This is a genomic window from Nitrospirales bacterium, from assembly GCA_031315865.1.
In the GTDB taxonomy this organism is placed as follows: Bacteria; Nitrospirota; Nitrospiria; order Nitrospirales; family UBA8639; genus JAGQKC01.
In genome coordinates, this window is the sequence record JALDRJ010000002.1 from 3,652,994 (window position 1) to 3,666,397 (window position 13,404).

The 13,404-nt window shown below is 51.0% G+C and carries 8 protein-coding genes; 2 read left to right on the top strand and 6 right to left on the bottom strand.

Annotated features, from left to right (window positions below):
• Window positions 1–67: 67 nt before the first annotated feature.
• Window positions 68–2,218, bottom strand: a complete 2,151-nt coding sequence (locus MRJ96_16575) for an ABC transporter substrate-binding protein (protein ID MDR4503060.1) — start codon at window positions 2,216–2,218, stop codon at window positions 68–70.
• An 899-nt stretch (window positions 2,219–3,117) separates the two neighbouring features.
• Between MRJ96_16575 and MRJ96_16580 the strand changes: the two genes are divergently transcribed.
• Entirely contained in the window at window positions 3,118–5,055 is a 1,938-nt protein-coding gene (locus MRJ96_16580; protein MDR4503061.1) for a response regulator, read from the top strand.
• Window positions 5,056–5,151: 96 nt separating this feature from the next.
• Here MRJ96_16580 and MRJ96_16585 read toward each other — a convergent pair whose 3' ends face one another.
• The 3 genes from MRJ96_16585 to MRJ96_16595 all read right to left on the bottom strand — a co-directional run bounded on the left by MRJ96_16585 (window position 5,152) and on the right by MRJ96_16595 (window position 8,392).
• A complete protein-coding gene (locus tag MRJ96_16585) occupies window positions 5,152–5,460 on the bottom strand; it encodes a Rieske (2Fe-2S) protein (GenBank protein ID MDR4503062.1) in 309 nt (102 codons plus the stop codon).
• A 38-nt stretch (window positions 5,461–5,498) separates the two neighbouring features.
• Window positions 5,499–6,392: an Mrp/NBP35 family ATP-binding protein gene (locus tag MRJ96_16590; GenBank protein ID MDR4503063.1), complete on the bottom strand. Its 894-nt coding sequence runs from the start codon at window positions 6,390–6,392 to the stop codon at window positions 5,499–5,501.
• Window positions 6,393–6,994: 602 nt separating this feature from the next.
• Window positions 6,995–8,392 (bottom strand): sigma 54-interacting transcriptional regulator, encoded by a 1,398-nt coding sequence (locus MRJ96_16595; protein ID MDR4503064.1) that lies wholly within the window; start codon window positions 8,390–8,392, stop codon window positions 6,995–6,997.
• Window positions 8,393–8,628: 236 nt separating this feature from the next.
• Between MRJ96_16595 and lgt the strand changes: the two genes are divergently transcribed.
• Window positions 8,629–9,450 carry a prolipoprotein diacylglyceryl transferase gene (gene lgt / locus MRJ96_16600; GenBank protein ID MDR4503065.1) on the top strand — a complete coding sequence of 274 codons (822 nt, stop codon included), beginning with the start codon at window positions 8,629–8,631 and terminating at the stop codon, window positions 9,448–9,450.
• Here lgt and MRJ96_16605 read toward each other — a convergent pair.
• On the bottom strand, window positions 9,447–9,917 hold the full coding sequence (locus MRJ96_16605; GenBank protein MDR4503066.1) for a tetratricopeptide repeat protein: 471 nt from the start codon (window positions 9,915–9,917) through the stop codon (window positions 9,447–9,449). The genes lgt and MRJ96_16605 overlap by 4 nt on opposite strands.
• A gap of 31 nt (window positions 9,918–9,948) precedes the next feature.
• The gene (locus tag MRJ96_16610) at window positions 9,949–13,371 is read right to left on the bottom strand and encodes a UvrD-helicase domain-containing protein (protein ID MDR4503067.1); all 3,423 of its coding nucleotides are present in this window, start codon (window positions 13,369–13,371) and stop codon (window positions 9,949–9,951) included.
• Window positions 13,372–13,404: the final 33 nt, after the last annotated feature.

The following is a 13,404-nucleotide window of genomic DNA, read 5'->3' on the forward strand; positions in this document are numbered from 1 at the left end:
CGGCTGGTCTTAACTCTCCTCAGACGTCAGGGCATGCCTCGCCCCGGGATCTAAGCGGTCATCAGAGTCACATCAACAAGTTCGGGAGAAACTCCAACTTGCGCCATCTATGAAAATGAAACATTTCGTTTCCGGTTTTGGTCGGATAAATCTTCCTGTAGTATTCCTTCCCATCCTTCTCCCGGTACACTAACACGATTTTCTTATCCAGCACCCTCGTGCTCAACGGCGCGTAGAGAAACGTATAGGGTTGATCCTCATAAATCACGCGATGAAGTTCATGCGCCAAGATCCGCTGCGTCTCCTTGTCATACTCTTGACGAATGCGCACGATGAGCTCATCGGCCAGAGGATTCTGATAGCCGACAAAATTGAGTTGTTGAGGGCCAACCTGACTCGAATGCCAGAGTTGATATAAATCAGGATCCGCATTCATACTCCATCCCAAGACCACCGCATCAAACTCGGCGGTATTGACGAAGTCTTTTAAAAAAACCGCCCATTCAAAAACCTGGGTCTTGCACTTCACCCCGATCTTTTTCCATGAATTCTGGGCGATACTCAAAATATTTTTCCTGATCGGGTTGCCATGATTCGTGATCAAGGTAAACTTGAACAGTTGACCGTCTTTTTCCAGCACGCCATCCTGATTGAGCTTCCACCCGCGCGCTTTCAGGAGTTTTCTCGCCCCATCGGGATCGTACGGTATCGGCGGCACATCCGGGTTGTACCATTCGGTGTTCTTTGGGTACGGACCGGTAATTTGCTCGCCTTCACCGTACACGAGATACTTCAGCATCTCGTCGACATTAATCGCCATACTCAGGGCGCGACGAACGTCCGGGTCGGAAAATAACGGCTTTCGGATATTGTACCCGATGTAGTTGTAGGCGAAAGCCAGACTCGAAAAATGCTGATAGGTTTCATCCTGTTTATACCGAGAGACTTGATGAGGCTGAGCTCCGTAGTAATCCACCGCCCCGGCTTGAAACTCCAGTTCCTGGGTGAACAAATCGGGAATAATCCTCATGTAATAGTCGTGATACTCGGCGGGACCTTCCCAATAGTCATCAAAACGCGTGAGATGAATGTATTCATCGCTATGCCATTCGACAAAACGAAATCGCCCCGACCCCACAGGGTGAAGATTAAAATGGCTATCCCGCATCCCGAATGACTCGCGAGCTTCCTCTGAGAGTCCACGCGCCGTCATTTCTTCTTGCATCCTCTTCTGATTCAAAAGGTGTTCGGGGAGCATGCCCATCGTCCAGGCATTGATCGCCGGAGAAAACAAGCGTTTGTAAATCACTTTGACCGTCAACGGATCAATGATGTCAATCCGTTTGATCGGTTCAAAATCGGACGTTCGGGGGGAGAGATTCTTGGGGTCCATGATGGCTTCATACGTAAATTTGACATCCTTCGCATCAAATTCATGGCCATCATGAAATTTCACCCCAGGGCGCAAGTGAAAAACGATTTGCGGATTGTGCTCGCCGACAGGAAGGATTCGAGGGAATTTCATTTGAACCTTCTCGCGGAGATTCGCGGACAATTCCGGAGGCAGGACGATATAGTCAGCATGTGGAAATTGCTCAAGGTAGCCTTCCCCGATGACCGGAATCAGACGGTCAAAGAGATCCTGATCGACAGAGTCCAGGACGAACTCAATGCGTTCAGGCACCGTGATCGTGATAGAGACGTCGTGACTTCGGGGAACTCCACGCTCGTCTTTGGCGAACACGGAAACCTTTTCCCTCCGCTTTTCAGGCGGGAGGAGACGAATCGATTGAATGCGCGCGCGCATTTCTGGCAGCGTATCCGAAAGAGGCTCCTTGGTGAGATCGGCCCGGATCCGCCGCAAGAGCTCTGAGCCAGTCATCCGGGTTCCGTCAGGGAAACGGCGTTGAGGATCGACCAGCAGATAGGCATGTTCCGTAATTTCCCATCGCGTCGCAAGACGGCCCCGCAGACTCAGGTCTTCATCTAAATCCAAGAGCCCCTCGAAGAGATGACCGACGATCGTCGCACTAGCCATGTCGGCGTTTAAGATCGGGTTGAGAATTTTCGCATCCCCGATGGAACCTTCAATATAGGTCTCCAATCGTCCAGGATTCCCTGATGCCTGCTTCTCATACGTTGGAACCCAAAAGTACGATTGAAGGAGAAAGACGGTGATGACGCAAGGAATGAAGATCAGAAGCCGTTTAATCGCCATAGAGTAGAGAACACGCGGGGAAAAAGCAGACAGTTTGTAGCGTATAGTAAATGGTAACAGGAAACACGGAAATGACGCCACCAAAAGACACCTGACCTTGCGGACATTGTCTCCCGATCGGCAGAACCGCCGGAGACATCATAGCCACGAAAATTGCCGAAAGCGGTGAGATTAACGACATGCATAGAGCTTCTCGGTTTCGTTCAGTTCGATATCTCTCGAGAATGAAGCGATGATTGAAAAAATCAAACGACTTCTCCGCAGTCGGTCATCGCGATAGTCAAAATTCCTAGCAGACAGATGATTTCAGGCATTTCATTCGACGAGGGATGTCTCACCTACATCGTTCAGCGCTTGTACTGAAATCTATGATTGCCGCTTCCTCGCCACCACAAATGGTGTGATACGCTTACCAGGCACCACAATCTGTAGACTCAGCATCTCACCACGTTGTTCCATGATCATTACAATTCATATACTTTAATCGGAAAAAGATTTATTCCTCACCTCTTGAACAGCTTTGAGCAATCAGCTATTATGCGCGCTCGTTTTTTGGATTCTGTACAATACCGAACACGATCATTCACGTCATTTATTTATATGGTAGACCTTTTACCTGGAACCATTTTTTGAAGAGGAGGCTCGTCGTTCGCCACTAGCTTTTATCGTTTCTTCCCATACTCTCCGTTTACTTTTTCCTCGTATCCTCTGCACTCATTTTCTTTTTACGACATTCACAGCATCAAGATAGGCCCCTGAATGGCCATCAACTTATAGCCGTTTCAAATAACGTCTGTATGGTTCAACGTCGTACCGCGCGGGGTTTGTCGTCTGTATCGGTTGGAACGTATGTGGATTCGCTATATTCATTCACGCGTGCATGAGGAAGGGAATTTTGCATGAATACCACGAGACAATCTTTTACGGTGTTAGTGGTGGATGACAATCCAGGGCTCATTACGCTCATACAAAAATACCTTCATCGCGAGGGGTTTTCGACCGTCATCGTCCAAAGTGGAGCGGAAGCGATCACCTGGCTGGCGGATCATCACGCTGACCTGATGCTGCTTGATTTACAACTCGCGGATATCAGCGGCGTAGACCTCGTGCAGCAGCTGGAACGCCGACAACGGCTACTGCCATTTATCGTGGTCACGGGTCACGGCGACGAGCGGCTCGCTGTCAAAATGATGAAATACGGTGCACGTGATTACGTCATCAAAGACGATATGCTCCTCGAACTTCTTCCATCCATCATCGTTCAAACCTATGAGCAAATCCAACGCGAACATCGACTGCTAAAAGCCGAGGAAGAACTCAATGCCGAACGAGAACGGTTGGCCATTACGCTCGCGTCTATCGCCGAAGGGGTCATCACCACGGATATCGAAGGTCGGATCACGTCCATGAATCGAGTCGCAGAAATTCAAACTGGCTGGCATCAATACGAAGCCCTCGGCCACCTGGCCGATGAGGTGGTCCAACTTGTCACGTCAGATAAGACGACGCCACGGGAACACCCCGTCCGGGATGTCCTTCAAACAGGGCAAACCCTCCATCCCATCCATCACCGTTTGCTACGATCCCAGGAAGGTGTAGAACGGACCGTGGTAACGAGCACCGCACCTATCCGACGTCAAGACAAAACGATCCTGGGAGCGGTGCTGGTCCTACGAGACATGACTGATCGGATTCGAGCGGATCAAGAGCTTCTCAAGGCCAGTAAACTCGAATCCTTGGGCATCCTGGCTGGAGGCATAGCCCACGACTTTAATAATTTACTCACCGGTATTCTGGGAAATATTTCGCTTTCCAAGGTTTCCCTCAACCCGCAAACCGAACCCTACGGATACCTGACCGAGGCCGAGAAAGCCTCCTTGAGAGCCAAAAGTCTCACTCAACAACTTCTGACGTTCGCACAAGGTGGAGCGCCGGTGAAAAATCCACTCTCGCTAGCCCCGATGATCACGGAATCTGCCACCTTTGCACTACGAGGCACTAAAAGTCGCTGTGAGTTTGATCTTCCGGCAAACCTTTGGGGCGTGGAAGCGGATAGGGAACAACTCAGCCATGTGATCCATAATTTAGTCCTGAACGCCCATCAGGCCATGCCCAAAGGGGGAACGATCACCATCCGGGGTAAAAATGTTTCTCTTTCTGCGCATGATGTGGACCACAAGGTGCCATTGCCGAATGGCCGCTACGTCAAGATCACCGTTGAAGATCAGGGAATCGGTATTCCCTCCGATTATTTGACGCAAATTTTTGATCCCTATTTCACGACCAAACAATCCGGCAGCGGTCTTGGACTTTCCACTGCTTATTCCGTGACAAAAAATCATGGTGGCACGATGACCGTATCTTCAAATTTGGGACAGGGGACATCGTTGAGTTTGTTCCTGCCAGCGACGACCTCTCAAGTATCGCCAGATGTCCAAACAGTCCCCGATTCTGTCACTGGAGAAGGTAAAATTCTCGTCATGGACGATGATGACTCTGTTCGTCTCCTACTCGAGGAGATGCTCGGACATCTCGGGTACCAAGTCGAAAGCGTTCCCGATGGTGGAGATGCCATTAGTCGCTATCAGCAAGCCAAAGCGGAACACCAAGAATATTCGGCGGTGATTCTGGATTTAACAGTCCCTGGGGGATTGGGGGGTAAGGACACGTTGGAAAAGCTGAGGCAAATTGACCCTGAAGTTCGTGCTATCGTAGCCAGTGGCTACAGTAACGACCCCTTATTATCGAGATACACGGCATTTGGCTTTTTAGGAATGGTGGCGAAACCCTTTCAACTCAGCGAGTTGAGCGAAGTGCTTCATCGCATCATGATCTAATGGAACCTGAAATAGCCCCTGGCCCTTCGACAGGCCTTCAGGCCTCCTCCCGCCCCCTCAGGCAGATTAGTTGCCGCCATCTGGAAAGCGCAAGGCTCACGAGATTTCCACCTGTATATCAGAACCCTTCACGGAAACAGGGTAGGAGTGTACGCAGGCCGCAGGATTCGTAATGCAGGCCCCGGTCTTCACATTGAATTCCCAGCTATGCCAGGGGCATGTCACCGTCTCGCCATCAAGATCCCCTTCTCCCAGTGGACCTCCACGATGGACACACGTGTTATCGATGACATAATACGTTCCATCGACGTTAAACACAGCCAGACTTTTCCCTTCCACCTCAGCTACCAAGCCGTTCCCTGGCGCTAAGTCATCGGTTTTCGCGATCGTGACAAACTCCCCCATTGAATCTCCTCCTCCCTCTATAGTCGAGTGCAGATGGGTTACTTCTCTTCTTGCATCGGTTTTTTAATCTTGCCCAGCAGGCTGGAAATGGAGGCTTTCCCCTCTGACGACTCACGAGCCGTACGCGTAATCAAAGCCGCAGCCATGTCGGTAAACGCTTTGGCCTGTGGCGAAGACGGATTCGCGATTACGATGGGCGTCCCCTCATCCCCTCCCCGTCGAATCTCGGGATCAAGAGGAATACGTCCAAGAAAGGGAACACCAAACTTTTCAGCCGCTTTCTCCCCCCCACCATGCGAAAAGATTTCGCTCCGCTCCCCGCAATGACCACACACATAAAAACTCATGTTCTCTATCACCCCAAGAATGGGCACGTTAACCTTTTGGAACATCACGATACCTTTTCGAACATCCTGAAGGGCCACTTCCTGTGGAGTGGTCACAGTCACGGCTCCAGTCAACGGAACCAATTGGGACAAGGATAATTGAACGTCCCCAGTTCCTGGCGGGAGATCAATCAGTAAGTAGTCTAAATCGCCCCATACGACATCACGGAAAAACTGCTGAATGGCCCCGTGCACCATCGGCCCACGCCAAACAACAGGTGTTTCCTCAGGAACAAAAAATCCCATCGACATGACTTTGACCCCATGTCCCTCGGCTGGAATGATCTTCGCGTCTTCTTTGGCTGGTGGTTTCGTCACACCCATCATGGTAGGGATATTCGGGCCGTACACGTCTGCGTCAAGCAACCCCACGGTCTTGCCAGCTTTTGTTAACGCAACCGCAAGATTCGTCGTCACCGTGGATTTTCCAACCCCACCCTTCCCACTACTCACGGCAATAACATACTCGACCCCTGGGATGAGATTATCCTTCGGAGTCATCGGATCACCGTCTTGGCCAGCTGGTCTCGTATTTTCTTCCGGCATTATTACCCACTTCCCTTTCTTTCCAACAGGATTCAAACAAGACAGCGGCTAATCGATTCACACCCAGTCGATCAACAGGGAAGAATCCAACCAGCCCTTTGTCATGAGGATGAAGAATGGATACCCTAACAGCGCGGAGGCAAGATTGCCATCACCCAAGTTGAGTGGCAAACTTTTTTCGCGACCGGCCAAGAAGGGGCTCGTGATGAGATTGTCGATTCGCAGAAATAACTGGGTCTAAAATTTCACCGCATAAGATACAACGCCAACCGGAAAACCTCATTGCACCCGTTTCGTCGGCAATATCTTCAAATCTATCGCTCACCATTATACCTTTGCAACGCGGACATTCCATGGAGTGCTCCTCATATAAGTTAAGATATGGTAATGCAAATATTAACTAGGCATAGATATGAGGATGCAATAATAGTTCCTTAAAGTCTTTTACCTTAACCTATTGATATTAAAGGAGTAGTAATATTGAAATTCTCGAGTACATGTTTCAATATAAAACAACGTTTAAGGAAATTCAGAGAATAACTCTGCAAGTTCATGATATTACTGAATATATTATGCGATACCAAAAGTAATCACATGAGGTTCTAATTTGAAACGTTTTTCTTTATATTTTCTATACTATACGACTTCATCTTTCTCCAAAGTGTCGAACGACCGATACCCAATTTTTTGGAAGCCTCGGCATATTTCCAACCGGTTTGTGACAACACGTGATAAATGGCTTCGCGTTCAATATTCTTGAGGCTCTCACTTCCTCTTCCCTTCGTGTGGAGGATACGGTAATGCTGAATTTCCCGAGGAAGGTCCTCAAATCTGATGATCGTATCATCGCAACAGACGAAGGCATGCTCCATGATGTTTCGAAGTTCTCGAATATTACCGGGAAAATGATACTGCATCAGTGCCTCGAGCGCCTTGGGAGAAATCTGCCGCACATGCTTCTTCATTTTGCCGTTGAATTTTTCGAGGTAGTAATTGATGAACAACGGCAAGTCATCCATACGACTTCGCAAGGGCGGAAGATCAATGGCCAAGACCCGAATGCGATAGAATAAGTCTTCACGAAATGTGCCAGCCTTGACAGCCGCCGACAAATCTTGATGGGTCGCTGCGACAAGACGCACGTCGATATGAATCGTGTCATTGGACCCGACTCGCTCTAAATGCCCGCTTTCGAGTATCCGTAAGAGTTTGACCTGCGTGGAAAGCGGAATATCAGCTACTTCATCCAAAAAAACGGTCCCCCGATGCGCGCGTTCAAACCGCCCAACCTTGTCATAGTAGGCACCGGTAAACGCCCCCTTGACATGTCCAAAGATTTCACTTTCAAGCACCCCCTCCGAAAGACTTGAACAATTAACGACCACGAACGGAAAATGCTTTCTCAGACCTAGCGCATGTAACGCATAGGCCAAGAGCTCTTTGCCGGTTCCGCTTTCACCGGTGATCAACGTGGCCGCGCTTGAAGCCGCCATGGCGGGAAGCTTGGCAAAAATCTCCCGCATGATTCGACTTTCTCCGATCATATTGTGGGCATTCACCTGATCTTCCAACCGGTTTTTTAATTCATTCACTTCTACGATGACTTGGGAGAGCTCTCGAGTCGACGACATGTCGCGAATGACTTCGATTAACCCCATTAACTGCCCGCCTTCATCACGCAAGAAATCCGTATTCACGCTCACCGGGATCAGACGACCGTCATGCCGCTTCACAAAGGTCTCAAAATTATCCACCCGTTCTCCACGTAAGGCTCGCTCGAGCACACAGTCCTGGCTGGAACAAATCTCACTTTGGACCAAGACATCACATGCCAAAACCTGTTCTGACAGTTCCCCCCGGAATCCGAGCAGGTTTTTCATAGCCCGATTGAGGAACGTCACCCGTTTCTGCAAATCAATCGTCATCACCCCATCGGCGATGCAATCGAGAATAATTTCGGCATCTCGAAGACGAGATAATGAAGGGGAAGCGTAGTTCATGGGAAACATTCAATTCATAAGCAATCTAGAACATGGAAATGTTTCACACAGCCGTACGGAAAATCATACGACAACCACCCAGGCTCAGCAAGTTTCTCGTTCCAACGCATAGGCATTGAGGTATGGTCTCTTGCCACGACAACGCTTGCAATCACACGTCGACACACCTACTATCATGGAGGATCTGTCGGTCACGACCTGCTGGGCCCATCATCCGCTACTCCGACGAAAAGGACATGCTCGTGCTCAACCATTTGTTCGCCCTTCCGTACCCTGAAATTGATCCAATTTTTTTTCAACTGGGACCCCTCGCGTTCCGTTGGTATGGCCTCATGTACCTGCTGGGCCTTGGGGCGGCATATTTTGTCATCAAATCTCGCGCCGCCGACAAACACGTCAATTTGACGCACGAACAATTATCGGACCTCATTGTCTTCGCAGCCTTTGGAGTCTTTCTCGGGGGACGGCTCGGCTACATCCTGTTCTATAACCCGACGTTCTACCTCGAACATCCGTTAAAGATCTTTGCCGTATGGGAAGGCGGCATGTCCTTTCATGGGGGACTGATCGGAACATGCGTGGCCCTCTGGCTGTTCAGCCGCCGACGTGGATTTCCACTCTATCGTATCGCGGATTTAGCGGCGGGGGCCGTGCCGATTGGCCTGGGGTTTGGCAGATTAGGAAACTTTATCAACGGAGAATTGTACGGACGGGCGACCGACGTGTCCTGGTGCATGGTCTTTCCCCACGGTGGTCCCAACTGCCGACACCCATCCCAATTGTATGAAGCGTTTCTCGAAGGATTTGTCCTGTTCGTGATCCTGAGCATCGTGAATAGACGGTCGACACCTCCCGGGACGATATTCTGGAGTTTTCTCATCGGATACGGGTGTGCAAGGTTCTTTATCGAACAATTCAGAGAACCGGACAGTCACATCGGATTTCTTTTCGCATCGCTCACCATGGGACAGATCCTCTGCATCCCCATGATCTTGATCGGCACATTCATGCTCATTCGAGGCTATCGAACTCAGGCGCGCGCGCGCCAAAAAACTTAACTGCCAGCCCCCCCGAATCCGCCAAGACCGCCCCCACCGCCGAGGCTCGGCAACACTGGCGCGCTGGCATTGTTTGCGGGTTTGTCCGGCACATTCCCGTAACGTCGTAGAGGAGGTGAGTCCCAAATAATCTTATGACCTGGGGCCAGGTTTGCCGCTTCGATATAATGCTGCCGGGCTTGCTCGGAGTCGCCGAGTCGCTCCAGAGTCAGAGCTAGGTCATAATGCGCCTCGGCTAAATCTGGCTGAGCTTTCAATGCCTGCTCAAATTGCACCTTGGCCGCTTCCCACTGGCCTACGGCAAAGCGTTCACTCCCGACCTTCAAGAATGTTGCCGCCGTCGGCAATGTTCCGCTCGGAGCCAGCAAAGGCGTACGAGGCAGCGATTCGGGTTTAGTCGAACATCCGGCATTCAGCGACACACTCACAATCATCATCGACACGACCAGTATATACCGTGAGACCATCGGCGCTCCTCCTTTTATCTGTTGTCAGTTTCTAGATTTCCACAGCTTGCCCTAAACGCACGAACAGCAATTGACATTTCACGTCCTGTAATCCTAGGCAGTACCGCACCGCCTGTTGATAGATTTTGGCCTGTGTACGGTAGGAATGCATTCGATCGGAAATTTCCTTTTCTTCTATCCGGTCAGTTTTGTAATCAAGAATCCAGGTTTGTCCCTCATACTCGTACACCAGATCAATCACGCCTTCCATCACGCCCTGAATTTCATTTATAGCGATCCCGGAATCCTGGAGGCAATCCCATGGGATCGTAAAGGGTACTTCACGTCCGATAATCGTCGACCGCTCAAGCCGTTGGTAAATGGAGGAAGCCATAAATTTCTTGAACAGGTCCGTCAGGTCTTGACGTATGTTCTCTCTGACTTCATTCTTTTCACGCTGAAGGCCTTGCCGGCAGAGGCTGGCGATATGGTTCTCGAGCCGATTCGAATCCTGTGAAAAGTTCCACCGCTCGAGAATACGATGAGCCAACACCCCGACCTGAATCCCCTTCTGACGGCTGGTTTCTGCCTGGCCATTTTGTAATGGCACAGTCCGACGCTTGAGCGTCAGTGAGGTGGGAGTCATCGAGGTCGGCGTGGCTTTCAGGATATTCCAGATACGGTCTCGCGTCTCCCAAGATGTCTTCCAACAGGAAAGATCAATCGCGGTCGTCTTAGCTGAAACAGCTTGACCTGCCTGGGCTCGCGAATGTTCTGAGACCTCGAGCAAGCTCAAGGGAATCGCAGTAGAACCAAACAGAACTTCCCCAGACTCCAGGCTACCAATAGGTTGAGAGGCAGCCGCCTCGAGAAGACGGAAAAACGTTCCCGAAGCCTGCCGTTTAGGACATGCGCCCGACAGAATGAGACGCTCTTGAGCTCGAGTCATCGCGACATACAATAAACGACTCTGCTCAGCCAGCTCTTTGATCCGTGCCTTTTCCTTCAGAAATATTCCCCCTACTGTTGAGCAGGAGCCGACCGAGGCTCCGGCAATTTCCGTTGCCCAGTCCCACGAAACGACTGGACCATCCCCCCCTCTCCGCGCGCCTTGATGGAGGCCGGGAACGATCACGATGGGGAATTCCAGCCCTTTGGCTTTATGGACCGTCAACACTCGAATCGCATCGAGAGAATCCTCCTCTAAGGTCTGCTCGGCATCAGTGTGCTGCATTCGGATTCGCTCAGCAAGAAGATTCACGAACCCACGAAACGTCAAGATTGGTCGATCAGCCATGCTTACCGCAATCTTCTGAACCTTGACCAGATTGGCGACCGCCTGTTCGCCATGCGCGGAGGCCAGGGCCAATTCACGGACCGGCAATCGGGCAAAGATTCTCTCAATGATGGTTCCAAGCGGATAGAGAAAGGTCTCCACATGTAATCCGGTCAGAGCGGCATAGAGCCGTTTGAGAATGTCGCGTTTGGGATTGGACCAGCCGGCCAGCCGGCTGGCATTCCGGCAATCAAACGCGTGCAGTCGTCGAAGTTCATAGATCTCATGATCAGAGAGCCCCCCTAAAGCAGAACGAAGAAGACCAAACATCGCCACCTCATCACCCGGATGATCCAGGACTCGCAGCAGATTCACGAAATCGATGACTTCTTGCCGTTGGTAAAAATGCTTTTCTCCCTCGGAGATGTACGGGAGATCATATCGCTGCAATGCCTCAAGGTAGATGCGTGATGCCGTGAGCGTCCGAAATAACAGACCAATATGGCCAGGCCTCAACGGAACGTTCTGACCCGTGCGTTCATCGACCAGGTCTCCTCGGAGTAACTCGTCTTTTATCCAACGGGCCAAGTGATCCGCTTCATGACGGGTCATCGCCATACTTCCGTCCTCTTCATCGTCCTCATCGGGCCGGACGAGGCGTAGCTCGACACCGACACGCTTCATACCCGGCGGACGTTGAGGAGGGGCACTGAGGGGAATATGACGTGGCTGGACATGCGGTCGCGGCCAAAAGAGTTCTTCGAAGACGGCATTGACCACATGCAGGATCGAGGAATGGCTGCGAAAATTAGTCGTCAATTCATACACCACGCCATGACTCTTCACGATTTTTTCTACGATATGGTCAAAAGCTTCGAGATCGGCCCCCCGAAACGCATAAATTGACTGCTTAGGATCGCCGACGATAAATAACTTGCCAGGACTCAACCGTATGTCTCTCCAATCACGTGCATGTTGACCACGTTGTTCACCGAGAAACATGACCATTTCGTATTGCAAAGGGTCGGTATCCTGGAACTCATCCACCAAGATGGCCTGATAATCCAGCTTGAGCCGCTCACGGACGACCGGATAATCGCGTAGCAGCGACCGAGCTCGATTCAGCAATCCCTGAAAAGTGACCCACCCGCTTTGGACAAAGCCATGATGAATTCGCCTGACAAACGGACTTAACACCTCAAGCAGGCTTGCCATCACGCGATGCTCGACGTTCACAAGAGCATTCGCGACGCGGATGAGCCCCTTGGCCTCGCTAAAATGTTCTTCCGTCCATCCTGCCGGCATCTTCCCCAACCGTAACTCCCCGTCGTGGAACATGAGTCCATGCTCATCAGTCAATGAAGACAGCCCCTCCACCCCATTCTCCAGCAGTGCGGTCAAGACCGTTTCAGTGTCTGCGAGCGCGTTTTCAATCTTTCGTCGCTTGGGCCCACCATACAAAGACAACAACGTTTGCGCACGGTGACGCATCGTCGAGCACCAACCTTTCAAGTTCTCCGGCAGCCCGGATGACATGGACAGCGACGGCACCAGGTCAATCGAAGGCAAATCCAACGAAAGGGTATACGCAAAGTCTCGAATAACAGGAAGACGAAGATGAGCCAGCAAGACGCGCCATCGTTCATGTTGCCCACCGTCCGAACTCAACTCATCGCCTACCCATGCCTCCCATTCTTGCGTGAAATACTCAGTAAAACGTGTTCCGTCATCCTCCTGGAAATTGGGCGGGACCCCGCTTTCGAGAGGGTACAGCCGCAGAAGGTGAGCCGCGAAACTATGCAGTGTGCCGATTTGAGCTTTCTCGAAATCAGCCAACGCCGACCGGGCGCGCGATTGGATCTCGTGATTGGACAGCGAAACGTCCGTCAGCCATCCTGCGGGATGCCTGGACCTTGCGGTATGACGGAATTCACCATTCTGATGATCATTGGAAAGTTCACGAAGCTGCGCTTGAATACGCACCTTCATTTCCAGGGCGGCCTTGTTCGTGAACGTCAATGCCACGATTTTCGTGATCGAAATGGCTTCCGGCTCACGAAACAGAGTCGAGAGAAAGCGATGAACCAACAATGTCGTTTTTCCGGTCCCTGCCCCAGCGATCACCACGACATTCTGATCGAAATTCGAAACGGCCAATCGTCGGACATCGGAATCCGAGAGATCGAAGGACTCACTCATGTTCTCGCCCCCTCTTCAACGCCCTCTTTATCC